This is a genomic window from Duganella aquatilis, from assembly GCF_009674565.1.
GTDB classification, from domain to species: domain Bacteria; phylum Pseudomonadota; class Gammaproteobacteria; order Burkholderiales; family Burkholderiaceae_D; genus Rugamonas; species Rugamonas aquatilis.
This window is the reverse complement of sequence record NZ_WKJL01000011.1, coordinates 51,660-75,848: the sequence shown is the minus strand read 5'-3', so window position 1 is coordinate 75,848 and position 24,189 is coordinate 51,660. Positions and strand designations below refer to the sequence as shown.

Sequence of the window (24,189 nt, the reverse complement as noted above, 5' to 3'; positions counted from 1 at the left end):
CGACAGATGGCGCAAATGACATGCCCGGCGGTGGAATCGCCGGATCGGGCGGTTATTGGACCGGGGCTACCAGTTCGGCGTATTCGTAGAGATCGGCGAGGATTTGTTCGGCGCGCTCGTCGGCGTGCTGTTGCAGCTCGTCGATCTGGGCGAAGAAGTCGTCGATGGTGCGGGCGCCGCCGGCGCCTTCGTAGAAGCGCGCGGCGCGGTGCTGTTCCCAGTGCTCCATCTCGGTGTCCGACAGCGTTTCCGGGAAGTTGCGCGCGCGGTAGCGGAACAGCAGTTCGCCCAGCCGCGCGTCGCCGAACGACGGCGAGGCCACCGCCAGGCGCGCCGGCGATTCCTTGCGCAGCGTGTCGAGCAGGCGGCGGTCGTCCTTGCTGATGAAACCGTTGTACAGGTCCTCGTCCACATCCAGCGGCTGGCCGGCCGGACGGTAGAACACTTCGTCCCAGATGGCGCCGAGGTCGCGGCCGGCGGCGGCGATCGCCGCGTGCGCCTTGCCCTGTTCCAGGTCGATGCCCCACTTGGCCTGCATCGCCGGCGACAGCGTCTTCAGGTTGGACACCAGCATCGGCGACTTGTTCAGGTGGATGCTTTTCACCGGCAGGCGCGTCATGCCCTCCGGCAGCGCGTCGCTGCGGGTGAAGATGCGGGTGCGGATGGTTTCCGCGTCCAGCGTGTACAGCTCGCTCGGGTCATACGCACAATCCCAGACGATGATCTCGTTCTTGTTGGTCGGATGCGTGCCCAGCGGGTAGACCAGCGCGATGCAGCCGCGCTCGGCCGGGAACATGCCGGACACGTGCAGGAACGGCGCGCGCAGATTCGGCGCCAGGTGCATGCCGATCTCGTCGGCCACGCGGTCCTTCTTGTGCAGCGCGAAGCAGAAGTCGAACAGCTTGGGCTGGTGCTGGCGGATCAGGCGCGCCAGCGCGATGGTCGCGCGCACGTCGGACAGCGCATCGTGCGCCGACTCGTGCAGCAGGCCGTTGACCCGGGCCAGGTCTTCCAGCTTGAAGCTGGGCTTGCCGTCTTCCTTGGTCGGCCAGTTGATGCCTTCCGGACGCAGCGCATAGGTCATGCGCACCACGTCCAGCAGATCCCAGCGGCCGCACTGGTTCTGCCATTCGCGCGCATACGGATCGATCAGGTTGCGCCAGAACATGAAGCGGGTGATTTCGTCGTCGAAGCGGATGGTGTTGTAGCCGACGCCGATGGTGCCCGGCTGCGAGAACGCCTTTTCGATGGTGGCGGCGAACTGGTGTTCCGGCACGCCCCATTCCAGGCATTGCTGCGGCGTAATGCCGGTGATCAGGCAAGATTGCGGATCAGGCAAGAAGTCATTGGCGGGCTTGCAATACAACATGATCGGATCGCCGATTTCGTTGAGCTCGGCGTCGGTGCGGATCGCGGCGAATTGCGCCGGGCGGTCGCGACGCGCCATGGCGCCAAAGGTTTCGTAGTCGTGCCAGAGAAAGGTCTGATTAGTCATAGGTGCTACAGTAATTTAAAAAACTGCCGATAATTCAGCATGTTCACAGAGGAGCAACATCATGGCTACTCCCGTATCGGTTACTTCAAGCAATACCAACGCCGCCACACAAGTCCAGTCCAAGGACGACAAGCCGGTGTCCGTGGCTGCGAAGGCGAAGGCGGAACTCAACGCTTCCATCGTGCAAGCTTCGCTGTCGGTCTCGATCAGTTCGGCAAACGATCCGATGTCGGTGGTGCTGAAAACCGCGCTCACCGGCATCAACGAGGCGCTCAAGAGCGATTTCGGCGACAACGCCATCCAGAACGCCATGTCGCAGGATAATACTCCGGAAGGCACCGCCGGCCGCATTGTATCCTTGTCGACGGGATTTTTCGAAGCCTACAAGCAGCAGCACCCGGGCGAGGACGAAGGCGCCTTGCTCACCAAGTTCATGGACACCATCAAAAAAGGCATGGACCAGGGCTTCAAGGAGGCGCGCGATGTGCTGCAAGGCCTGAACGTGCTGAACGGCGACATCGCCAGCAACATCGACAAAACCTACGAGCTGGTGCAGAAGGGCTACGCCGATTTCGTTGCCGCGCACACGCCGAAAGCGGACGATGCCGCCGCTACCGCTACCGCTACCGCCACCAGCTCCAGCACGACCACCGCGACCGCCAAAGCGACCGACCAGGCCGCCGCCTGACTACGCCACCACCTGGTTGCGGCCCAGCTCCTTGGCGCGGTACAGCGCGGCGTCGGCAGTGGCGATCAGGTCGTGCTCGTTCTGATCCGGCCGCAGCACCGCCACGCCGAACGAGGCGGTGATATGCGGCAGCGGCTGGCGCATGTCGGCAAACACCTTGGCCTGCCGCATCCGTTCGCACAGGCGTTCCGCCACCGACAGCGCCACCTTGTCGCTGGTGTCCGGCAACAGCACCATCATTTCCTCGCCGCCGTAACGGACCGCGAAGTCGGTCGGCCGCAGCGCGCCGCTCAGCACCTGCGCGGCGGCGCGCAGCGCCTCGTCGCCGGCCTGGTGGCCGTGGCTGTCGTTGAATTGCTTGAAGTGATCGAGGTCGATCATGATCAGCGCCAGCGGCGATGACGAGGCGTGCGCGGTCGCCACCATGGTCGGCAGCAGGTCGTTGAGCCAGGCGCGGTTGCACAGGCCGGTCAGGCCGTCGACCATCGACAGCTGGCGGTAGAACTCGCCCAGTTTCTGGCGCCGACGCAGCTGCGCGTTGGCGGCGCGGATGCGGAACGACAGCAGGCGCAGCAGGTTACGCGCCAGCACATTTGATTCGTCAATCAGCTGCCAGACGATGTCGGCCTCGATCACCAGCACTTCGCTTTGCTCGAGCGCGCTGATGCTGGCCAGGTTGGCCTCGTCATCCAGCACCGATTGTTCGCCCACGCTTTCGCCCGGCAGGATCTTGCTGACCGTGCCGTCGGCCATGCCGGTGCGGGTGTCGTTGGTGACGGAAAGTGTGCCGCGCAGCAGGATGTACAGGCGCGCGCGGTTCGATTCGGTGACGGCGTCGCCGGCGTCCAGCAGCATGATCGGGCAACGGGAGAGCAACTTGGCGATGGCGGCGTCGTCTTCGTCGGAGTTGCGCAGTAACTGCAAGTCGCTGATCCGGTAGCTCGATGAGCCGAATGTGCTGATTTCTTTCAAGGGTGTCTCTCTGGATGCCAAAAGGCAATCAATAGTTCTTTATTTATCATAGCCGAAAACACTGGTGGCGAACCAGATTTCACCCGGTTTTATGGTTCAATACGGCATTGCAACCGATGGGATACAACATGGCTTATACCGACGCGCTGGGCACCGTGCATCAACCCGCGCCGGACGCGCGGATCGTGTCGCTGGTGCCGTCGATCACCGAACTGCTGTGCGACCTGGGACTGGCCGCGCAGGTGGTGGGGCGCACCGGTTTCTGCATCCATCCGTGGGACGTGGTGCAGGATATTCCGAAGGTGGGCGGCACCAAGGACGTCAACCTGGACAAGATCCGCCAGCTGGCGCCCACGCACGTGGTGCTGAATATCGACGAGAACGAAAAGCCGACCGCCGATGCGCTGGCCGAATTCGTGCCGCACCTGGTGGTTACCCATCCCTTGCGGCCGTACGACAATGTCGAACTGGCGCGGCTGATGGGCGGGATATTCTGCCGTACGCAGCAGGCCGCCGACTGGTGCGCGGCGTTCGAGACGGAATATGCGCTGTTGAAGGCCGCGCCGAAAGGGCCGCCGCAAACCATGCTGTACTGCGTGTGGCAGGATCCGTGGATGACGATTTCACGCGACACCTACATCGCGCGCATGCTGGAGGAAATCGGCTGGAGCGTGCCGGAGCTGGGAGAGGAACGTTATCCGGAATTCCGCTGGTCGCGCGAACTGATCGACAGCATCGACGGCGTGTTGTTGTCGAGCGAGCCGTATCGCTTTACCGAGGCCCATGCGGAAGTGCTGGAGCGCCAGATCGGCAAGCCGGTGCTGCTGGTCGATGGCGAGATGATGTCGTGGTATGGCAGCCGGTCGCTGCAAGGCTTGCGGTATTTGCGGGAGCTGGCGCAAAGCTGAGCGCCGGCCCCCGCGCTGGGGCTTACTCTTCTTCCGCGTCGGCCACCAGGGCGGCCGAGACGGCGCCGGTGCCGTCGGCATGGCGTTTGTGGGCGTTCAGCTTGCCCACGGCGGTTTCGATGGCGCGCTTGAGCTTCTCGGTGGCGCCGCTGATGGCCTGATGCAGGGTGGCAGCGTGGTCGCTGACAGCGATCGGTTGCAGGCCGGTGAGACGCGCCTCCATCAGGCAGCGGTTGTCGCCATCGGCCGATTTCTGGCCCAGGTTGTCGCTGAGATGGACTTCGACGCGGGTGACTTGCTCGCCGAAGCGGTGGAGGGCATTGCTCACGACAGATTGCACATGGTCGTCCAGGCCTGCTTGACGATCGACGGTTTTGTCTGTGTTGATTTGGATTTGCATACGCTTGCTCCTGTTGTTGGACTGCGAGACCATCTTACTCCTTCCAGGCTTAAGTGGGCGTTAATTGCCTAACGCCTACTTGATCTGGCCATCTTTTTCCGCAGTCTTCAACTTGGCGATGCTTTGTTTGGCTTCCGCCATATCGGGCCAGAAGCCCAGCACGCGCTGGTAGGCCTCGATCGCCAGCGTATTGTCGTGGTGCCGCTCGTAGGTCATGGCGAGGTAGAACATGGCGCGTCCGCTGTCCGGATACAGGCTGGTGGTCAGCCGATAAATTTCAATTGCCTCCGGGTAGCGATTTACGTCGAGGAATTTCTCGCCCCACGCGATCAGGCCGCGCTCGTCCGGCTTGAAGCTGGCGTCGCGCTGATGCATGTCGCGGTAGATGCCGGTCAGGTCTTTATGTCCGTGACGCGCGAACTGGCTGGCCATGGTGGTCAGTGTCGGCGGTTCGCCTTCGGCGTGGTGCACGTCGACCGCCAGCAGGTGGGCCGGCACGCTGTTGGCCGTCGGCTTGTTGTTCATGAAGGCCAGCGCGGCGGCGTCGTTGCGCAGGTAGGCATTCAGGAAGGCCAGCACGTAGCGGCCCATCCAGCCGTGCGCCAGCGTGGCTTCGTCGCGCGAGTATTCGCCGAAGCGCGGTTCCGGCCCCAGCCGCAGCGACTCCGACTGGAAGGCTGCGTGTTCCATGGTGTACATGGTGACGTTGTACAGCTCCGAGAACTTCATCTGGTTCATCAGGCTGTAGGTCGGCACCTGCTTGATGCGGTTCATCAGCTCCGCCGTGTAGGGCTTGCCGCCGAGGTACAACATGGGCAGCGCCAGCCGTTCCGGCGTCGCGTAGGCCGCCTGCTGCACGATGGCGGGGAAGTAGCGCACCGAGCCGTCCAGCGACACCAGCGCGGTGATGCGGTCGTCCCTGGCGGCGGCCAGCACGTTGGCCAGGCCGCCGAAGCTGTAGCCCATGGCGGCCACGTGGCTGTCGTCGGCCTGCGGGAGGGTAGCGGCGTAGCCAAGCAGGAAGGAGATGTCGCGCGCCTCCGATTCGGCCGAGTCGAGATCGATGTTCATGCTGCGCGTGTGCATGCCGGTGCTGGCGCTGGCGATCACCAGATAGCCCTGGCTGGCGAGGTATTCGCACAGGTCGGCGTTGTCGTAGGCGGTGGCGCTGGAGCCGGGCGCGTAGATCACGATCGGGAACTTGCCGGCAAGCGGCGGTGCGTCGCGCCGGGCCAGCATGGTCTGCGCCAGCGCGGCCTTGCTTTGCTGCGCGTCCAGGTTCGGATAGTTGTCCTGCAGGTAGGTGGCGACGGCCTTGCCCACCTCGGCGTCCGTGCGCTTGAACTGTTCCTCTGTGGCGGCGCTGCGCAGGTAGTCTTCGTAATGGATCGCCGCGCCTTGCTTCTCGGCCGGATACCAAAGTAACGCTTGCAGCGGCCGTGCGCGCTCGCCTTGCGCCGGCATGCCGGTGACCAGGTCGATCCTGTTCGGATAGGCGCGCGAGCGGTCGTACAACTGGACCACGCGCTGCCCCACGGCATACTGGCCAGGCCCGCCTGGAAATGTGGGGCCGGCGGCGGAACTGGTCTGGACGGCGACGCCGAACAGCAGGACAAGCAGGCGTTTGCGCATAGGGGATTTAGCCGTTGATGAGCGAGGCGGCGATGTTGATCGACAGGCCGAGGATCGCCAGGTTGTAGAAGAAGCACAGCACCGACTGGCCCAGCACCACCTTGCGCAGGCGGCGCGTGCGCACCGTGACGTCGGAGGTCTGCACCGCCACGCTGACGGTGAACGAAAAGTACAGGAAGTCCCAGTAGTTCGGCACTACGTCGTCGTCCGGGAAGCCGAGCGGCTTGTCGTCGCCGTCGTCGATGTAGTACAGGTGCGCATAGTGCGAACAGAACATGATGCCGACCATGAACCACGAACCGATCAGGGTCAGCACGCCCAGCGTGTAGCGCAGCGCCAGCGCGCCTTCCGGCAAGTCCTTGGTGGACGACAGCTGCGACACGATGGCGGCCAGGCTGACCAGCACCGCCAGCGACAGCACGGCCAGGATCACCGGGCCTTTTTCATCCTGCCGGCAGGCGGCGCGCTTGATGTCGTGGTGGTCCGCCTGCGTCATCATCCAGCCCATCGTCACCAGGTAGCTCCACACCAGCACGTCCCAGCAGGTCAGCAGCCGCGTCAGCCACGGCCAGGCATGCGGCAGAAACGGAAAGGTCAGCACGCCCAGGGTGATGGCCAGGCTCAGGTGAGGACGGCTGTGGATCAGGGCGGGCAGATGCAGTTTCATTGTTTGTCCTCGTGCGGGAAGCGGTCCATGCGCGACAGTACCGGGAACAGCACGGTCCAGGCGCCCACCACGCCCAGCGTGGCGGCGCCGCCGAACAGGATGGCGCGCGTCAGGCCCAGCCAGCCGGCGGTGATGCCGGATTCAAATTCGCCCAGCTCGTTGGAAGCGCCGATGAACACCGAGTTGACGGCGCTGACGCGGCCGCGGATTTCATCCGGCGTTTCGTACTGCACCAGCAGGTGGCGCACGTAGACGCTGATCATGTCGCCGGCGCCCATCAGGAACAGCACCACCAGCGCCAGCACGAAGCTGGTGGTCGAGCCAAGCACGATGGTGCCGACGCCGAACAGCGCCACGCCGCCCAGCATCCACGCGCCGACGCGGCGGGTGATCGGGAAGAAGGCCAGCACGATCGAGCACAGCGCCGCGCCGACGCCTGGCATGGTGCGCAGCGCGCCGAGGCCGCTGGGGCCGATATGCAGCACGTCGTGCGCCAGCGCCGGCAGCAGCGCGGTGGCGCCGCCGAACAGCACGGCGAACAGGTCGAGCGAAATCGCTCCCAGCACCACTTTCTTGTTCCACACGAAGCGCAGGCCTTCCAGCACCGTGTGCCACGAGGCCGGGCCGCTGGCGCTGGCCTGCTTGACCGATTTGACCATGCACATCATCACCACCGCCAGCACCAGCAGCGTGGAGGAAATCATGTACACCGTTTTCGGCCCGGCCAGGTAGAACAGGCCGCCCAGCGTCGGGCCGACGATCACCGCCACGTGGAAGCTGGAGGAACTCAGCGCCACCGCCTTGCTGAAGCTTTCCTGCGGCACCAGGTTGACCAGGATGGCCTGCGTGGCCGGCCCCATGAAGGCGCGCGCGCTGCCGTACACCGCCAGCACCGCGAACACCGGCCACACGCTGCTCAGTCCGGTGTAGGTGAAACCCAGCAGCATCAGGCCGCACAGCAGCTGCGCGCCGAGCGACAGGGCGATCAGGTTGCGGCGGTCGTAGCGGTCGGCGGCGTGGCCGGCGATCAGGATCAGCAGCAGGAAGGGCAGGAACTGCGACAGGCCGATCAGGCCCAGGTCGAACAGGTTGTGCGTCATCGAATACACTTGCCAGCCGATGGCGACGTTTTGCATTTGCACGGCCAGGGTGGCCAGGGTACGGGCGGAGAGGTAGAGGGTAAAGTTACGGTGGCGCAGGACGCTGAAGCCGTTACGTGAGGTGCTGTCTGACATTGGCGCTTTCAGGGAGCAGAGCCTTGGGACTCTGCATCCCTGTCGGCCCTGTGGGTTGGATGCTGATACTTTGTGTTACTTGTTGAGGTCCGCCTCGGTGGTGAAGGCGTCCGCGTAGAACTCGTCGTCCGGCAATCGGCACCGTTCGACAAAGTCGGCCTTGGCCGATTCCACCATCACCGGCGCGCCGCAGGCATACACCTGGTGGCCCGACAGGTCCGGCAGGTCGGCCATCACCGCCTGGTGCACATAGCCGGTGCGGCCGGCCCAGCTGTCTTCCGGCTGCGGCGCCGAGATCACCGGCACGTAGTGGAAGTTGGGCAGGGCGGCGGCCCACTCGCGGCACAGCGCGTCCATGTACAGGTCCTGCGGACGGCGGCCGCCCCAGTACAGCGTCATCTGGCGGGTCGAGCCTTGCGCGCGCAGGTGCTCGACGATGGCCTTGATCGGCGCGAAACCGGTGCCGGAGGCCAGCAGCACCATCGGCTTGTCGCTGTCCTCGCGCACGAAGAAGGTGCCCATCGGGCCTTCGAAGCGCAGGATGTCGCGCTCCTTCATGGCGCCGAACACCTGGTCGGTGAACAGGCCCCCCGGCAGGTGGCGGATGTGCAGCGCCAGCGGCTGGTCCTGCTCCGGCGGCGAAGCCAGGCTGTAGCTGCGGCGCTTGCCGTCCTTGAGCAGGAATTCGATGTACTGGCCGGCGCGGAATTTCAGCGTCTCGTTGGCCGGCAGTTGCAGCGTCATGACGATCACGTCCGGCGCCATTCTTTCCAGGGTCGCCACCCGCGACGGCATCTTGCGGATCGGGTAGTCGTCGCTGCCGGCCACTTCGCGCGCCTCGATCACCACGTCGCTGTGGGCCAGGGCGCAGCAGAACAGTGACGCGCCTTTGGCTTCCTCATCCTTGGGCAGCGCGCGTTCCTGGTGCGGCTTGTGGGTGACTGCGCCGGACAGAACCTTGCCCTTGCAGGAACTGCAGGCGCCGTTCTTGCAGCCGTAAGGCAGGCCGACGCCGGCGCGCATGGCCGCCGCCAGGATGGTTTCGTCTTCCTCGCAGCTGAATTGGTGGCCGCTGGGCTGTACAGTTATTTGAAACGTCATACGATAGGGGCTTTGGAGCAGTTGGCGGTAACCCTTTATTTTACCTTAGTCAGCGAGGTCGGCAGGCCTCCCGCGTTACAATCCACCACATGAAAAAAACCGCTTTTCACCGTCCGCGCCTGCTGATTGTCGGCTGCGGCGACGTCGGCATGCGCCTGCTGCCGCTGCTGTCCCGGCATTTCCGGGTGTTCGCCACCACCAGCCAGCCGGCGCGCTGCGCCGAGCTGCGCGCCGCCGGCGCCGTGCCGCTGGTGGCCGATCTGGACCGGCCCGCCACCTTGCGGCGCCTGGACGGCCTGGCGCCGTGGGTGGTGCACCTGGCGCCGCCGCCGGCCGACGGCGTGCTCGATACGCGCACCCGCAACCTGAGCGCGGTGCTGCCGGCCGGCGGCAGGGTGGTGTATGTCAGCACCACCGGCGTCTATGGTGATTGCGGCGGCGCGCTGTTTGACGAGAGCCGGCCGGTGGCGCCGCGCAATGCGCGCGCGCTGCGCCGGGTTGATGCGGAACGCAGCCTGCGCAACTGGGCGCGCCGCGCCGGCGCCAGCCTGGCCATCCTGCGCGTGCCCGGCATCTACGGCGCCGACCGCCTGCCGCTGAAGCGCCTGCAGCAAGGCACGCCGGCCTTGATCGAGGCCGACGACGTCTATACCAACCACATTCACGCCGACGACCTGGCCGCGATCATCGTCCATGCGCTGTATCGTGCGCTACCGAACCGTAGCTACCATGCGGTGGATGACAGCGATATGAAGATGGCGCACTATTTCGATGCGGTCGCCGATGCTTTCGGGCTGCCGCGCCCGCCGCGCCTGCCGCGCGCGGCGTTGCAGCAGGTAGTGTCGCCGGCGCTGCTGTCGTTCATGTCGGAGTCGCGCCGCCTGCTGAACCGCCGCATCAAGCGCGAATTGCGCGTGCGCCTGCGCTACCCGACGGTGGCGGCGACGCTCCAGGGCTTGTAAAGATATGTAAAGAAGCAACGAAAATTAAGCTAATGCAAGCTCTACGTCAGTTTTATGTGACAAACTTAATAAGATCACTCGTTTGATGCATATCAAGCAAGTCATCGTATGTTACGATATTGTTAGCCTTCTTTCACAAGGAGTGTGCGCATGCCAGCCACTGTGCAGCCGACCAAGGAGCAAGTCCGCGCCTATATGCGACAGCGGCAGCGTGAGTTCAGCAGCTGCCCGCCGCCGGTGCCGGAAGAAATACGCCGCCAGCTGGGCTGGCATTGCAGCGCCGACAAATCTGAACATTTCTCGACTTCAACGTTGTTCCTCCCAGGCACGATCGCCCAACTCGCCACGCTGATGGCGGTGGAATGGTGTTTCCTTGCCGCCGGCATCAGCCGTCCAAACTGACCCGCAGAGCGGTCTTTACATAGATTGATACTTATTTTTACAACATAAATCGTCACTACCACACAAAATAGGGTTAAAATCTCTCAAAATCTCACGGAAGTGTCCGCTGAGTTAGCCCTTTTGTAACGTAAGCGTGTATTATCTTGGTTAAGCACTAAAACGCGGCATAAATGTTCGTGTTTCGTAGTGCTTCACTGGTAATTGAGCTAAAAATTTTTCTTACCCATGTGTCGTTTTTTCGCAAAAGACGGCCAAGAACCTACTTAAACACTATGTCTCTTAAAGAAATCACTGCGTCGCCGTCGTATAACCCGAACCGCGTGCTGGACGCCATCATCGAAAAACTGCAACTGAAAAACGATGCAGCCCTGTCGCGCGCGCTGGAAGTGGCCCCGCCGGTCATCTCCAAAATCCGCCACAACACGCTGCCGATCGGCGCCACCATCCTGATCCGCATGCACGAAATCAGCGATTTCAGCATTCGCGAACTGCGCGAAATGATGGCGTCCTGATCACGGACCACCCAATAGAAAACGGCGCGTACCCAACGGTAACGCGCCGTTTTTTTTAGCCCGCCGCCGGTTCAGGCGGAGGTGCTGATGGTGGTGCCGATGCGCTGGCCGCTGGTGTTGACGGTGGGCGCCACGGCTGCCTGGGGCGGCGGTGGCGGCGCGGCCTGGGCCACGCGTTCGGCCGGCTTGTCCACCGGCTGGACTGGTTCCGGCTGGCGGGCGGGGACGGCTTGCTGGATGGCGGTGGTGCTGCTCGGTGTGACTGAATTGACGGCCATGATGCGCTCCGATCATCTGTAGACACCCGAGTATGCCACTTTTTTGGGCATACCGCCCGCTTTTTGTGTATCAGGCCGGCAGCGGCAGGCGCGGGCGCAGGCTGTAGAAGCTGGACTGTTGCGCCGCTACAATGGCCGCCTCGGCCTGGGCGGCGCTGGCGTTGGCCACGCCGGCAGGCGCCATTTGCGGCGGCAGCGCGCCCGAATGCGCGATTTGCGGCGGCATGGCGCCCGAGTGCGCCATCTGCGGCGGCAACGCGCCGGAATGGGCCGTCGCGGCGCGCACGTAATCCTCGCCGAAGGTGGCTTCATACAGCTCCCGCATGCGCTGGCCGACGCGGAGGTGGGCCGCCTCGTCATCCTCGCCGCGCAGGCCGATGTAGGGGAAGTGGTGCAGGTAGTGGCCGAACACGGCGTCGCAGTCGGCGTGGTATTTCATCGTATCGAGGATGTGGTAGTGCCAGAAGGTGTCGACATCGACCAGCGGCGCGGTCTGCTCGTCCGGATACTGCTTCATCAGCTGCAGGAAGCGGCGATATTCGAACTCGACCGCGTTGGCGCGCTCCAGCGTCCAGCCTTCGCCGGATTCTTCGTGCATCAGTTTGACTTTGATCGGTTCCAGGTCGAGGGCGGCGATGGCGTGCATTGTTTGGGCATTCATCAGAATCTCCTTGGCGGTATTGATGCGGGTTGAAAAAGGCTGAGAACGCCTTTGATTCTGACCGCCGGCGACCGCCGACTCTTGAGATTAATCAATGTTTGCAAGGAAAGTTGCGTGGCGCGTGGCGCTGTCGGCCACCGGCACCGCGATCGCCACCGTGGTGCCGCCGTTCGGGCTGCCGCTGATCGCGCAGGTGCCGCCCAGCAGGCTGATGCGTTCCTCGATGCCGACCAGGCCGAACGAGCCCACCTTGTTGCGGCTGCTGTCGCGCACGCCGATGCCGTTGTCGGTGATGGTCATGCACAGCATGCCGCCGCTCTGGCGCAGCTCCACCCGCACCAGGCTGGCGTGGGCGTGCTGCAGGATGTTGCTCAACGACTCCTGCAGCACGCGGAAGAAGGCGGTGGCGCGCCGGTCGTCGATGCGGATCTCGGTATCGTGGTCGATCAGTTCGCACATCATGCCGGAGCGCGTGCGGAACTGCGCGATCTGCCATTCCACCGCCGCGTTCAGGCCCAGGTCCAGCACCGTCGGGCGCAGGTCGTTGATGATGTGGCGCACGCTCTTGATGCTGCTGTCGATCTGGCTCAGCATGCGTTGCGCGCGCGTGTGCAGGCGCGGGTGGCGATGGCGCGTGCGGGTGGTCAGCAGGTCGACGTCGATGCGCAGCACCAGCAGGTTCTGGCCCAGGTCGTCGTGGATCTCGCGGGCGATGCGCTTGCGTTCCTCTTCCTTGATCTTGTCCGAGTGCGCGGCCAGGCGGCGCAGCTTGTGGTGCGACTGCTGCAGCCGCGCCTGGCTGGCGCGCAGCTCGCGCGTCATTTCCTTGGCCATCTTGAGCGCCCGCATGCGCGACGACGACAGCGTATGGAACAGGAGGTAGAACAGCAGCGAGCCGGTGAAGCCGCACAGCATCGCCAGCCACGGCAGCCAGGTGTCGAAGCGGCTGAACCAGTTGGCCTTAGGGGCGCTGAAGTGCGCGCTCCAGTGGCGGTGGTGGAAATCGATGGGCAGCGCCACGCTGAACAGTTCGTTGGGCCGCAGCACCGGACTCTCGGGCTTGCTGTCGAACAGCTGCGCCGGCGGCTGGACGGCGCCGCTGGCGTCGCCGCTGTCGAGCAGCAGCAAGCGGGTGTCGCGCACCTGCATCTGCTCCAGCGCCGCCTGTACCAGGCGCGGCACGTTGAAGCCGATGCCGACCGAGCCGACGTAGGCGGCGCGGCGCTGCGCCAGCGTGTCCAGCGGCTGGCCGGTGCGGTACACCGGCAGCCGCAGCGCCAGCCCGGAGCCCTGCGGCTGGTGGGCGCTGTCGATCGGCATGCCGGAGGCGCTGAGCTCGCCGCTGTCGCGGCCCTGCCGCAGCGCGCGCGCCACCGGGCCGCGGCAGCCGATGTCGCGGCCGATTTTTTCGCGGAACGGCGCCAGCGGTTCGATCATGGTCAGCACCCAGTATTCGGCGTGGCGCTCCGCCGGCGTGACCTGGAACTGGCCGGGATAGCCGAGCGCGTCGTCGGCCGCGCTGTCCATGCTGTGCTCGAAGGCGTCGCGCTGGGCGTCGGTCACATAGCGGGCGTAGTTGATATTGTCCAGCGCCGGGAACTGGCTGGCGATGTTCAGGCCCTGCACGTAGCGGTGGAAGCTGGCGCGGTCGACCTGTTCGGCGGCGTGGAAGAAGCTGGCGGTGCCGCGCAGCACGTCGGTGTAGGCGTTCAGCCGGGAATTGATGTTGTACTGGGCGTTTTGCGCCTGGTGCAGGAAGCGCTCGCCGGCGTCGTATTCGATGGTGCGGTCGGCCGCCAGATAGAACAGCCCGCCTACTCCGAGCGACAATAGCACGCCGGCCCACCAGACCGGCCGGGACGCGGAAAACAGTTGTTTTTGCGCGAACAGGGCGGTCACCTCGGATCCTTGCAAATCACAATAGTCTTTTGACTATAGGAAATAACACTTCGGCAAGTCAAGTATTTTAATGCTAGTGTTTGCTTGTCCTGGACGCTTTGTGCATAAAAAACGGCACCCGCAGGTGCCGTCTTCAGAGTGAGCGGGCGCTTACTTCGCGGTCCAGCTGTCCTTCAGCGTGACGATGCGGTTGAACACCGGCTTGCCTGGCTGCGAGTCGACGCGGTCGGCGACGAAGTAGCCGTGGCGCTCGAACTGGTAGCGCTGGTCGGCCTGCGCCGCGCTCATGCCCGGCTCCAGGTAGGCGGTGACCACTTCCTTAGCGTTCGGATTCAGCAGCGAGATGAAGTCCTTGCCGCCGGCGTCCGGCTGGGCGTCGGTAAACAGGCGGTCGTACAGGCGCACTTCGGCTTGCACCGCGGCGGCGGCCGACACCCAGTGGATGTTGCCCTTGACCTTGTAGGTGTCGGAACCCGGCGTGCCGGATTTCGAATCCTCGAAGTACTTGACGTGGACGGCGATGACCTTGCCGTTGTCATCCTTGTCGAAACCGGTGCACTCGGTGACGAAGCCGTGGCGCAGGCGCACGCGGCTGCCCGGGTTGTCGCCGATCGGCGGGAAGTAGCGGAAGTAGCCCTTGACCGGGGTTTCCATGAAGTCCTCTTCCTCGATCCACAGCTCGCGCGAGAACGGGAAGGTGCGCACGCCCATTTCCGGGTGGTGCGGGTGGACCGGCGAGGTGCATTCCTCGCTCTGGCCTTCCGGATAGTTGTCGACGATCAGTTTCAGCGGACGCAGCACGGCGGTGGCGCGCGGCGCTTTCGGGTCCAGGTCTTCGCGCACGCAGCCTTCCAGCGTGCTCATGTCGATCCAGCCGTCGGCCTTGGTGACGCCGATGCGTTCGCAGAACAGGTGGATGGCTTCCGGCGTGTAGCCGCGGCGGCGCAGGCCGACGATGGTCGGCATGCGCGGGTCGTCCCAGCCGTCGACGATTTTTTCTTCGACCAGCTGGCGCAGCTTGCGCTTGGAGGTCACGACGTAGGTCAGGTTGAGGCGCGAGAATTCGTACTGGCGCGGCACCGGCAGCGTGAAGAAGCCGCCTTTCGACAGGGTTTCCAGCAGCCAGTCGTAGAACGGGCGGTGGTCCTGGAATTCCAGCGTGCAAATCGAATGGGTGATGTTTTCCAGCGCGTCCGAGATCGGGTGCGTGTAGTCGTACATCGGGTAGATGCACCAGGCGTCGCCGGTGCGCACGTGGTGCGCGTGGCGGATGCGGTAGATGGCCGGATCGCGCATATTCATGTTCGGCGAGGCCATCGCATCTTCGCTGATCTTGGCGCGCAGGATGTGTTCGCCGTCGGCGTATTTGCCGGCCTTCATGTCGCGGAAGATCTGCAGCGATTCCTCGCGCGGACGGTTGCGGAACGGCGAGTTGGTGCCCGGCGTATTGAAATTGCCGCGGTTGGCCGCCATCTCGTCTGCCGACTGGCTGTCGACGTAGGCATAGCCTTGCTGGATCAGGTACTCGGCCATCGCGTACAGCTGGTCGAAGTAGTCCGAGGCGTAGTGCAGGTGATGCTCGACGCCGCCGTCCGCCGTCGGATAGTCGTAGTCGAAGCCCAGCCACTTGACGCTGTCGATGATGGTGTCGACGTATTCCTGCTCTTCCTTGGCCGGGTTGGTGTCGTCGAAGCGCAGGTTGCAGCGGCCCTGGTAGTCGCGCGCGAGGCCGAAGTTCAGGCAGATCGACTTGGCGTGGCCGACGTGCAGGTAACCGTTCGGCTCCGGCGGGAAGCGGGTGATCACGCTTGGCATGCCGGCGCGGTCATGGGTGTGGGCCGCCAGGTCGTGTTCGACGATGGCGCGCAGGAAATTGGACGGTAGGGCTGGCGCTGGGCTGTTTTTGTCGTTGCTCATCTGAGAAGTTTGGCTATGCAAAAGTTCGTGTATGGGGCATTTTACCGTATCAGCCGGGCGGACTGAGGGTAAATGCTGCGGCGCGTCGGACAGGTATAATGCATCTTTAATGAGTTTTGCACAGGCCCGGAGTTTCCAAAATGGAAAATTATTACAATACACTGGGTATCGCGCCGAACGCCACGGAAGACGAGATCAAGAAAGTCTACCGCTCGCTGGCGATGCGCTATCACCCGGACCGCAACCCCGCGCCCGGCGCCGATGCGCGCTTCAAGGCCGTGACCAAGGCCTACGAGGTCCTGTCGGACCCGGTCAAGCGCGAGGAATACAACCAGAGCGTCAACCACCGCATCATCATCGACGCGGAGGCGGAAGCCTATCAGTTATGGCGTTCGGTCTTCGCCCTGCACGGCACCACGCTGCCGGCGGCGTAAGCCACCCAGTTTTTAAGAAAGCAAGCAATGAGAAAAGTACACCCCGAGTTCGCCTATCAATCGCGCGAGCTGGAAGGCCAGATCGAAGGCATCCTCGGCGACCCGCCGGACCGCAAGAACTACCAGCGCATGGTGGAGGCGCTGGTGTCCGAGTACGCCAGCGGCGGCGGCATCGAGGACGTCAACATGCTGGCGTTCGCGCTGGTCGATCACATCGAGTTCAGCGACCCGAAAGGCCTGCTGGCCGAAGCGGAAGACTACGAGTTCGGCGACCCGGCGCGCGTGTTCGCCATGGCCGCCTGCAAGGGCGACGACGCGGCCCGCATGTACGAGGCGATCGGCGAGAGCATGCCGGAACTGGCGCGCCAGGCCATCATCACCGCCTTCCTGCACAAGAATCCGCGCAAGTGGGACGATGACGACCAGTCGCTGGACCAGCTGTCGGCCAACGACGATGGCGACGATATCGAAGACGAAGATGCGGCCACCGACGACTTCGCGCAAATGTTCGACCAGGATGGAGAATAAGCATGTCCGATGAAAACAACAGCGCCAACCTGCCAGCCCTGAGCAAGCAAGTGACGGAGCTGGTGCTGGCCGGCTCGCTGAGCCACGCCGAGCAAGCCTTCGCCGAAGCCGCCGACCAGTTCGGCGACCTTGCGGTGGTGGAAGTGCTCAACAACATTCCGCCGCAAGTGACGGCGCTGCACATGGCCGGCTTTGACGGCGGCAAGATGTCGCTGGCGACGCTGCTGGTGCCGCCGAAGGCCTGGGCCGACAGCCTGGCCTTCATCGCCGCCACCTGGCCGGACGACCAGATCGAGGACGACCCGGAGCGCATCGCCGAGTCGCTGTTCGCGCACATCCACGGCGTGGTGTTCTCCACCGATGACGAAGAGCGCCGCAACGAACTGCTGGCGGCTGCTTCGGCCACCGACCACGGTTCGACCGCGTTCGCCATCCTGTTCTCGATGGCGCCGAAGGAAATCCTGGAGGTGGCTGGCGAGATCATCTCGAAAGGCCCGTACCTGACCGGCCAGACCTCGTCCGACAACGACGTGGTTCCGCTGGCCGTGGCCCTGGCGCAAGCCTCGGAAGACGGCTGGGACCGCGCGCTGTTCGAGCTGTTCCCGGAATTCCGCCACAGCGCCGACCTGGCCGACGCCGAGTACAACGACGATCCGGACGAAGAGCCGACCATTCTGCAGCGCTCGACCAAGGAACTGCTGTACCGTCTGCGCAAGCAGGTGCCGTCGACGCGCGTGGCCAAGACCTCGCGCCGCTCGGTCGGCACCAACATCTTCTCGTGACAGGTGCCTGATACATGCTGCCTGCAATCGTAGTAGAAACCCTGCCGCGCCTGACCCGTGCGATCCAGCAACTGGCGGCCAATCCGGACGACGACGCGGCCTATGCGCTGGCCGACGAGCTGACCGGCATCACCGCCATGGTGGCCGAGAAGTTCACCAACGACCGCACCGCCGACGGCATCCAGAAGGCCTTGCAGCTGACGGTGGGCTGCGTGTCGCTGGGGCTCGACCATGAGCTGCCGGACGCCGACGACCTGGCCGCGCTGGACCTGCTGATCGAGGAGGGCGCCGAACACGCCTTCCAGGTCGGCTTCCGCATGATCAAGGAGTTGTCGGCGCTGCCGGAAGATGCGCTGGTGGGCGAGTACGACACCGATCCGGTGTACGCGGCGCGGCGCCTGCGCGACAAGTTCATCGACATCTGCCAGACCGATCCGAACCAGAACTGGGACGGCAGCGCGCGCTACGCGGTGCAGTTCAAGCAGCGCAAGGAAGTGCAGGCGGTGGTGCGGCTGGCCAACTGGCTGCGCCGCCATAACACCGAAGGCCCGGTCAGCGACGCCGACCTGAATGCCGAAGGCGTGATCGCGCTGGCCATCATCTTCGCGGTGGAAGGCGGCGGCCTGATCGTCGCCCGCACCGGCCAGAAGGAGTTCGAGCGCTTTGTCAAGGCGGTGCGCAAGAACAAGCCGGATTACGAGGCCGGCTGGGCGGCGCTGCTGGCCAAGGTGCCGGTGCAGCATCACCCGGTGCTGCTGGAGCGCATCGAGAGCTATCGCCAGAACTGCACCGTGCTGCAGAACATCAAGGGCCGCACGGCGATGAAAACGCTGTTCGCGGAACTGGAGAACTACGCCGGCTCCGAACTGGACGCCGACTACTCCTGAGCCTATGCGCCGGCGGCCTCGGTTGCCACTGCGACAAAGGCCGCCACCAGCGGCGACACCGCGTCCTTGCGGCGCGCCAGGTAGAGCGTGGTGGTGGCCTCGGCATCGGCCATCGGCCGGTAGCAGACATCGCTCATCTGGATGATGTTGAACGAACTCGGCAACACCGACACGCCGCAGCCGGCCGCCACCAGGCCGATGATGGTCGAGGCCTCGCCCGCCTCCATGGCGATGGTCGGCTTGAAGCCGGCCTCGCGGCACAGCCGGTTGATCTGCGGATGGATGCCGGTGCCGGCGCTTTCCGGATACATCACCAGCGGCTCGCCCTTCAGGTCATTGATGGCGATGCTGTGCTTCCGCGCCAGCGGATGGCCGATCGGCAGCACCATCACCAGCGGATCGCGCCGCAACACCGTCAGTTCCACCGATTCCGGCAGCGTCAGTTCCGGCGGCCGCACCAGGCCCAGGTCGAGCTCGCGCGCGGCCAGCGCTTCGATCTGCCCCAGCGTCGACATCTCCTTCAAGGTCAGCTGCACGCCCGGATAGCGCTGGCGGTAGCGGTTGATCATGGCCGCGAACAGCGGCGTCAGCGGCGTGGAGAAGGTGAAGCCGACGCGCAGTTCGCCGGCCTCGCCGCGCTCGGCCCGGCGCGCGGTCTGCATCGCCTGTTCGGACAGGGCCAGCACGCGGCGCGCGTCGTCCAGGAACAGCTTGCCGGCCTCGGTGAGCCGCACCCAGCGCTTGCTGCGCTCCAGCAGCTGAGCGCCCACTTCGGCTTCCAGCATCTGGATCTGGTGGCTAAGCGGCGGCTGGCCGATATGCAGGCGCTCGGCGGCGCGGGTAAAGCTGAGTTCTTCGGCAACGGCAACGAAGTAGCGCAGGTGGCGGAGTTCCATTATCTTTTTAAAGTATAACTAACGACTTAAATATATATTGGACAGCTTAGTGGCGCAATCCTAAGATGAAGTCATCGTACCTCGCAGGATCATCATGTTAGCCGCCACCATGCCCCGCATCGCCCTCGGCAGCGCCGAATTCAAACGCAGCAACCGCGCCATGTTCTTTGGCGGCTTCACCACGTTCGCGCTGCTGTACTGCGTGCAGCCGCTGATGCCGCTGCTGTCGCACGAATTCGCGCTGACGGCGGCGCAGAGCAGCATGGTGCTGTCGGTGTCGACCGGCGCGCTGGCGGTGTCGCTGCTGGCCTCCAGCGCCATCTCCGAACGCCTGGGCCGCAAGCCGCTGATGGTGGCGGCGATGGCGGTGGCCGCCATCATGACGCTGCTGTGCGCCTTTGCCCACAACTACCCGCAACTGCTGCTGATGCGCGGCCTGCTCGGCATCGTGCTGGGCGGCATGCCGGCCATCGCCATGGCCTACCTCGGCGAGGAAATCGAACCGCAATCGCTGGGCCTGTCGATGGGCCTGTACATCAGCGGCAGCGCCTTCGGCGGCATGGCGGGGCGGGTGATCACGTCGGTGTTGAGCGACCATTTCTCGTGGCGGCTGGCGCTGGCGGCAGTGGGCGCGGCCGGCGTGGCGGCGGCGTTCGAATTCTGGCGCAGCCTGCCGCCGTCGCGCCACTTCGCGCCAGCGCACGGCGGCTGGCGCGCGCTGCCGGCCGGCTTCCGGCAACATTTGTCGGACGAGGGCCTGCCGTGGCTGTTCGCGCTGGCCTTCCTGCTGATGGGCGCTTTCGTCAGCCTGTACAACTACATCGCCTACCGCCTGCTGGGCGGGCCGTTCTCGCTGAGCCAGAGCGTGGTGGGCGCGGTGTCGTTCTTCTACCTGCTGGGCATTTACAGCTCGGTGTGGGCGGGCCGGCTGGCCGACCGCTACGGCCGCCGCAACGTGCTGTGGATGATGGCCGTGATCATGTTCGGCGGCCTGCTGCTGACCTTGTCGAACTGGCTGCCGCTGATACTGGCGGGCGTGGCCGTGTTCACCTTCGGCTTCTTCGCCACGCACTCGGTGGCCAGCAGCTGGGTCGGGCGGCGCGCCACCAGCAACAAGGCGCTGGCGTCGGCCCTGTACCTGTTCTTCTACTACCTCGGCTCCAGCGTGGTCGGCTCGGCGACCGGCATCATGTGGGGCCGCGCGCAATGGCCGGGCGTGGTGGCGGTGCTGTCCTGCTCGCTGGTGCTGGCGCTGCTGGTCGGCCTGCGCCTGCGCACGCTGGCGCCGCTGGGCCAGTCCGAACGCTAGCGCGTCCGCAGCAGCGCGGCGAAGGCGTCCGGCCTCAGCGGGCGGCTGAAGTGGAAGCCCTGCATTTCGTCGCAGCCGCTGCTGCGCAGGTAATCCAGCTGGGCAGCCGTCTCCACGCCTTCGGCGATCACCTTGAAGCCCAGGCTGTGGCCCAGCGCAATCACGGAGCGCACGATGGCGGCCACCTTCGGCTCGGCCAGCATGTCGCGCGTGAACGACTGGTCGATCTTCAGGTAGTCGACCGGGAACTGCTTCAGGTAGGCCAGGCTGGAATAACCGGTGCCGAAATCGTCGATCGACAGCGCGATGCCAAGCTGCTTGAGCTTGGCGATGGCCGCCGCCGCTTCGTCGGCATTTTCCATCATCAGGCTCTCGGTCAATTCCAGTTCCAGGTATTGCGCGTCGAGACCGCTGTCATGCAGCGCGGCGTGCACCTCGGCCGGCAGCGCCTGGTCGCGGAACTGCCGCGCCGACAGGTTGACCGCCACCCGCAGCGGCGGCAGTCCGGCCTGCTGCCACGCCACCGCCTGGGTGCAGGCCATGCGCAGCACCCAGCGGCCGATGGCGACGATCATGCCGGTTTCCTCGGCCACGCCGATGAAGCGCGCCGGCGCCACCGCGCCCAGTGTCGGATGCTGCCAGCGCAGCAGCGCTTCCATGCCGGTGACGGCGCCGCTGCGCACATCCATCTTCGGCTGATACACCAGGCTCAGCTGGTTGCGCGCCAGCGCGTGGCGCAGTTCGGCTTCGATGGAGGCGCGTTCGGCAATGCGCGCGTGCATCGCCGATTCGTAGAACTGCACCTGGTTGCGGCCCGCTTCCTTGGCGCGGTACATGGCGATGTCGGCATGCTTGAGCAGCTGTTCCGGCTCGGCGCCATCGGCCGGATACACGCTGACGCCGATGCTGCAGGTGACCGTGACCACCTGCTGTTCCAGCGTCACCGGCGCCGCCACCGCTTCCTGCACCAGTTGCAGCAGGCTGGTCATCGGCCGCTGGTTGGCGACCGGCAGCAGCAACAGGAATTCGTCGCCGCCCAGCCGCGCCACGGTGTCGCCTTCGTTGACGCAGGCGCGCAGGCGGTTGGCGATCACGCACAGCAGCGCATCGCCGGCCTGGTGGCCCAGGTGGTCGTTGGTCAGCTTGAAGTTGTCGAGGTCGATATACACCAGCCACAGGCTGTGGCCGAAGCGCTGCGAGAACGTCAGCGCCTGTTCCATGCGGTCGTTGAGCAGGGCGCGGTTGGGCAGGCCGGTCAACGCGTCGTGGTTGGCCTGGTGTTCCAGCTGCGCCTGGTAATCGAGGATGGCGGTCATGTCGGTCAGCACGCAAACGTGGTGGGCGATGGCGTCGTCGGCCGCGCGCACCGGCGCCACGTGCATCTGCGTCCACAGCTGCGAGCCGTCGCGGTGGCGGATGTGCAGCAGCAGCGTCACCTCCTGGTGCGACAGCATGGCGGCGTGCAGCGCCTGCTGCTGCTCGTCTTTGGCGTGCAGGCCCAGCAGCGTTTCCAGTTGATGGCCCAGCACGCCTTCCGGCGCGTGGCCGAGCAGCTGCGCGAAGGCCGGGTTGGCGTATTCGACGCGGTCGCCATCGGCCGCGTGGCGGGTGATGACGATGGCGTTGACGCTGGCTTCCAGCGCGCGGCCGCGCAGTTGCAGTTCGGCTTGCAGCCGCAGGCGTTCGGTGATGTCGTGCGCGAACACCAGGCGGCAGGGACGGCCGGACAGCGTGACCGCGTGCGAGGAAATCTCCACCTTCAGGCGGCTGCCGTCGCGCCGCACGTGGGTCCAGGCGCCGGACTGGTCGGCGCCCTTGCGCGGCGTTGCCGCCAGGTTCTGCTCCAGCCGCTCCACTTCCTCCTGCGGGCGGATGTCGCGGATGGTCATATACAGGAATTCCGCCTCGGTGTAGCCGTACTGGACTACTGCCGCGGCGTTCACCACCATGAAGCGCAGCGTTTCCAGGTCGTACACCCACATCGGCTGCGGATGGGCTTCGAACAGATACTTGAAGCGCAGCCGCGATTCGTACACATCGTAGTCGTCGAGCGGGTAGGCCAGGCACAGGAAGGAGGGCGGCTGCGCCTTGGCGCGCCATTCGATGGTCTGGGTGACCGGATGGCTGCTGCCATCCTTACCCACCAGTTCGACCTCGCCGCGCCAGTGGCCGCGCATGCGGGCGGTGGGCAGCGCTTCGTTTTGCAGCATCGGCAGCACCCAGCCGGCGTACAGCTGCGCGGCCGGGGCGTCGTCCGCCAGGGGGCCAAGCAGGGAGTGGGTGTGGGTGTTGCAAGCCACCACGCGGCCGGCTTCGTTGATGACGAAGGCGAAATAGGGACTGCCGCCGAACATCTGGTCGAAAGCGTCGCCTTGCGATTTGCTAGTCAGTCTTCCGTGCTGTGTCCGCTGGCGCTTGGGCGCGCGGGTGGAAGCTGGCTGCGGAAGGTTTTCCATGTGGTGTTGCCCAAGCAAAGACGGTCTTGCTTGATCTTATCAGAACACGGTGTATATCCCCCACACAGCTAGCTCGTGTGTTGGTCTTACGACGGATCTTTCAAGCTGGCCATGTCGATCACGAAACGGTACTTGACATCGTTCCTGAGCAGACGCTCGTAAGCCTGGTTGATGTCCTGGATGGCGATCATCTCGACGTCGCTGACAATGTTGTGCTCGGCGCAGAAGTCCATCATTTCCTGCGTTTCCTTGAGGCCGCCGATGGCCGAGCCGGCCACCGACTTGCGGCCCAGGATCAGGCTGACGCCGTTCGGCGGCGGGTCCAGCTCGGTCAGCACGCCGACCATGGCCATGGTGCGGTCGCGGCGCAGCAGCGCCAGGTAAGGATTGATGTCGTGCGGCACCGGCACCGTGTTGAGCAGGAAGTCGAAGCTGTTGGCGTGCGCCTTCATCGCGTCCGCATCGGTGGACAGCAGCACCTCGTTGGCGCCGAGGCGCTGCGCGTCCTGGCTCTTGGACGGCGAGGTGGTGATCATCACCACGGTGGCGCCCATGGCCTTGGCGAACTTGACGCCCATGTGGCCCAGGCCGCCCAGGCCGATGACGCCGACTTTCTGGCCGGGGCCGACCTTCCAGTGGCGCAGCGGCGAGTAGGTGGTGATGCCGGCGCACAGCAGCGGCGCCACGGCTTTCAGGTCCAGCTTGTCCGACACCTTGACCACGAAGTGCTGGTCGACCACGATGATGTCCGAGTAGCCGCCGTAGGTCGGCGCGCCGGTGTCGCGTTCGCGGCCGTTGTAGGTGACGGTCGGTCCGTTCTCGCAGTACTGCTCCAGGTCTTCCTCGCAGGCCGAGCAATGGCGGCAGGAATCGACCAGGCAGCCGACGCCGGCCAGGTCGCCGACCTTGAACTTGTGCACGCCGCTGCCGACCTGGGTGACGCGGCCGATGATTTCGTGGCCCGGCACCATCGGGTAAATCGAGCCGCCCCAGTCGTCGCGCGCCTGGTGCAGATCGGAGTGGCAGACGCCGGAGTAGAGGATCTCGATGACCACGTCGTTGAGGCCCGGCGCGCGGCGCTCAAAGCTGAAGGGGACGAGGTGGGAATGCTTGTCGTGCGCGGCGTAGCCGTGGGCCTGGAACATGGGGAACTCCTTGGTGAGGATAA

24 protein-coding genes are annotated in these 24,189 nt (G+C 64.9%); 10 read left to right on the top strand and 14 right to left on the bottom strand.

Annotated elements, in window-relative coordinates:
- Positions 1 to 52: 52 nt before the first annotated feature.
- Positions 53 to 1,495: an exodeoxyribonuclease I gene (sbcB, locus tag GJ698_RS16000; protein WP_154358759.1), complete on the bottom strand. Its 1,443-nt coding sequence runs from the start codon at positions 1,493 to 1,495 to the stop codon at positions 53 to 55.
- Between the two features lie 61 nt (positions 1,496 to 1,556).
- Between sbcB and GJ698_RS15995 the strand changes: the two genes are divergently transcribed.
- Positions 1,557 to 2,183 (top strand): DUF5610 domain-containing protein, encoded by a 627-nt coding sequence (locus tag GJ698_RS15995; RefSeq protein ID WP_154358757.1) that lies wholly within the window; start codon positions 1,557 to 1,559, stop codon positions 2,181 to 2,183.
- On the opposite strand, the gene GJ698_RS15990 is transcribed toward GJ698_RS15995, so the two are convergent.
- Positions 2,184 to 3,155: a GGDEF domain-containing protein gene (locus GJ698_RS15990; protein ID WP_154358755.1), complete on the bottom strand. Its 972-nt coding sequence runs from the start codon at positions 3,153 to 3,155 to the stop codon at positions 2,184 to 2,186.
- Positions 3,156 to 3,283: 128 nt separating this feature from the next.
- On the opposite strand from GJ698_RS15990, the gene GJ698_RS15985 reads away from it, so the two are divergent.
- Complete coding sequence (locus GJ698_RS15985) at positions 3,284 to 4,063, top strand: helical backbone metal receptor (RefSeq protein WP_154358753.1); 780 nt, start codon at positions 3,284 to 3,286, stop codon at positions 4,061 to 4,063.
- Positions 4,064 to 4,085: 22 nt separating this feature from the next.
- On the opposite strand, the gene GJ698_RS15980 is transcribed toward GJ698_RS15985, so the two are convergent.
- The 5 genes from GJ698_RS15980 to GJ698_RS15960 all read right to left on the bottom strand — a co-directional run bounded on the left by GJ698_RS15980 (position 4,086) and on the right by GJ698_RS15960 (position 9,098).
- The gene (locus tag GJ698_RS15980) at positions 4,086 to 4,463 is read right to left on the bottom strand and encodes an HPF/RaiA family ribosome-associated protein (RefSeq protein WP_154358751.1); all 378 of its coding nucleotides are present in this window, start codon (positions 4,461 to 4,463) and stop codon (positions 4,086 to 4,088) included.
- 75 nt (positions 4,464 to 4,538) lie between these two features.
- Positions 4,539 to 6,095 carry a dienelactone hydrolase family protein gene (locus tag GJ698_RS15975; protein ID WP_154358749.1) on the bottom strand — a complete coding sequence of 519 codons (1,557 nt, stop codon included), beginning with the start codon at positions 6,093 to 6,095 and terminating at the stop codon, positions 4,539 to 4,541.
- A gap of 7 nt (positions 6,096 to 6,102) precedes the next feature.
- Positions 6,103 to 6,762 carry a DUF1345 domain-containing protein gene (locus GJ698_RS15970; RefSeq protein WP_154358747.1) on the bottom strand — a complete coding sequence of 220 codons (660 nt, stop codon included), beginning with the start codon at positions 6,760 to 6,762 and terminating at the stop codon, positions 6,103 to 6,105.
- Entirely contained in the window at positions 6,759 to 7,997 is a 1,239-nt protein-coding gene (locus tag GJ698_RS15965) for an MFS transporter (protein WP_154358745.1), read from the bottom strand. The genes GJ698_RS15970 and GJ698_RS15965 overlap by 4 nt, the downstream gene beginning before the upstream one ends.
- Before the next feature lie 75 nt (positions 7,998 to 8,072).
- Positions 8,073 to 9,098 carry a CDP-6-deoxy-delta-3,4-glucoseen reductase gene (locus tag GJ698_RS15960; RefSeq protein WP_154358743.1) on the bottom strand — a complete coding sequence of 342 codons (1,026 nt, stop codon included), beginning with the start codon at positions 9,096 to 9,098 and terminating at the stop codon, positions 8,073 to 8,075.
- A gap of 89 nt (positions 9,099 to 9,187) precedes the next feature.
- Here GJ698_RS15960 and GJ698_RS15955 point away from each other — a divergent pair, with 89 nt between their 5' ends.
- The 3 genes from GJ698_RS15955 (at position 9,188) to GJ698_RS15945 (ending at position 10,974) form a co-directional block, all read left to right on the top strand.
- Positions 9,188 to 10,060 (top strand): SDR family oxidoreductase, encoded by an 873-nt coding sequence (locus GJ698_RS15955; protein ID WP_154358741.1) that lies wholly within the window; start codon positions 9,188 to 9,190, stop codon positions 10,058 to 10,060.
- Positions 10,061 to 10,210: 150 nt separating this feature from the next.
- The gene (locus GJ698_RS15950) at positions 10,211 to 10,462 is read left to right on the top strand and encodes a hypothetical protein (protein WP_154358739.1); all 252 of its coding nucleotides are present in this window, start codon (positions 10,211 to 10,213) and stop codon (positions 10,460 to 10,462) included.
- Between the two features lie 272 nt (positions 10,463 to 10,734).
- Positions 10,735 to 10,974 carry a hypothetical protein gene (locus GJ698_RS15945; protein WP_154358737.1) on the top strand — a complete coding sequence of 80 codons (240 nt, stop codon included), beginning with the start codon at positions 10,735 to 10,737 and terminating at the stop codon, positions 10,972 to 10,974.
- Between the two features lie 71 nt (positions 10,975 to 11,045).
- On the opposite strand, the gene GJ698_RS15940 is transcribed toward GJ698_RS15945, so the two are convergent.
- From GJ698_RS15940 to GJ698_RS15925, 4 genes are all read right to left on the bottom strand, one after another.
- Positions 11,046 to 11,252, bottom strand: a complete 207-nt coding sequence (locus tag GJ698_RS15940) for a hypothetical protein (RefSeq protein ID WP_154358735.1) — start codon at positions 11,250 to 11,252, stop codon at positions 11,046 to 11,048.
- A 70-nt stretch (positions 11,253 to 11,322) separates the two neighbouring features.
- Positions 11,323 to 11,913: a glycine-rich domain-containing protein gene (locus GJ698_RS15935; protein ID WP_229260014.1), complete on the bottom strand. Its 591-nt coding sequence runs from the start codon at positions 11,911 to 11,913 to the stop codon at positions 11,323 to 11,325.
- Between the two features lie 87 nt (positions 11,914 to 12,000).
- Positions 12,001 to 13,812 carry a CHASE domain-containing protein gene (locus GJ698_RS15930; RefSeq protein WP_371865332.1) on the bottom strand — a complete coding sequence of 604 codons (1,812 nt, stop codon included), beginning with the start codon at positions 13,810 to 13,812 and terminating at the stop codon, positions 12,001 to 12,003.
- Positions 13,813 to 13,962: 150 nt separating this feature from the next.
- Positions 13,963 to 15,729, bottom strand: a complete 1,767-nt coding sequence (locus GJ698_RS15925; RefSeq protein WP_154358733.1) for a glutamine--tRNA ligase/YqeY domain fusion protein — start codon at positions 15,727 to 15,729, stop codon at positions 13,963 to 13,965.
- A 140-nt stretch (positions 15,730 to 15,869) separates the two neighbouring features.
- On the opposite strand from GJ698_RS15925, the gene GJ698_RS15920 reads away from it, so the two are divergent.
- From GJ698_RS15920 to GJ698_RS15905, 4 genes are read left to right on the top strand one after another with little or no spacing between them, the layout of a single operon-like run.
- Positions 15,870 to 16,163, top strand: a complete 294-nt coding sequence (locus tag GJ698_RS15920; protein WP_154358730.1) for a DnaJ domain-containing protein — start codon at positions 15,870 to 15,872, stop codon at positions 16,161 to 16,163.
- Positions 16,164 to 16,190: 27 nt separating this feature from the next.
- Positions 16,191 to 16,691 carry a hypothetical protein gene (locus GJ698_RS15915; RefSeq protein WP_154358728.1) on the top strand — a complete coding sequence of 167 codons (501 nt, stop codon included), beginning with the start codon at positions 16,191 to 16,193 and terminating at the stop codon, positions 16,689 to 16,691.
- Positions 16,692 to 16,693: 2 nt separating this feature from the next.
- Positions 16,694 to 17,473 carry a hypothetical protein gene (locus GJ698_RS15910; protein WP_154358726.1) on the top strand — a complete coding sequence of 260 codons (780 nt, stop codon included), beginning with the start codon at positions 16,694 to 16,696 and terminating at the stop codon, positions 17,471 to 17,473.
- 14 nt (positions 17,474 to 17,487) lie between these two features.
- On the top strand, positions 17,488 to 18,360 hold the full coding sequence (locus GJ698_RS15905; protein WP_154358724.1) for a hypothetical protein: 873 nt from the start codon (positions 17,488 to 17,490) through the stop codon (positions 18,358 to 18,360).
- 2 nt (positions 18,361 to 18,362) lie between these two features.
- On the opposite strand, the gene GJ698_RS15900 is transcribed toward GJ698_RS15905, so the two are convergent.
- On the bottom strand, positions 18,363 to 19,256 hold the full coding sequence (locus GJ698_RS15900) for a LysR family transcriptional regulator (RefSeq protein ID WP_154358722.1): 894 nt from the start codon (positions 19,254 to 19,256) through the stop codon (positions 18,363 to 18,365).
- A 94-nt stretch (positions 19,257 to 19,350) separates the two neighbouring features.
- Between GJ698_RS15900 and GJ698_RS15895 the strand changes: the two genes are divergently transcribed.
- Complete coding sequence (locus GJ698_RS15895; RefSeq protein WP_154358720.1) at positions 19,351 to 20,565, top strand: MFS transporter; 1,215 nt, start codon at positions 19,351 to 19,353, stop codon at positions 20,563 to 20,565.
- Here GJ698_RS15895 and GJ698_RS15890 read toward each other — a convergent pair.
- Both GJ698_RS15890 and GJ698_RS15885 read right to left on the bottom strand, forming a co-directional pair.
- A complete protein-coding gene (locus GJ698_RS15890; RefSeq protein ID WP_229260013.1) occupies positions 20,562 to 23,021 on the bottom strand; it encodes a sensor domain-containing protein in 2,460 nt (819 codons plus the stop codon). The genes GJ698_RS15895 and GJ698_RS15890 overlap by 4 nt on opposite strands.
- A gap of 86 nt (positions 23,022 to 23,107) precedes the next feature.
- A complete protein-coding gene (locus tag GJ698_RS15885; protein WP_154358718.1) occupies positions 23,108 to 24,166 on the bottom strand; it encodes an NAD(P)-dependent alcohol dehydrogenase in 1,059 nt (352 codons plus the stop codon).
- Between the last annotated feature and the right edge of the window lie 23 nt (positions 24,167 to 24,189).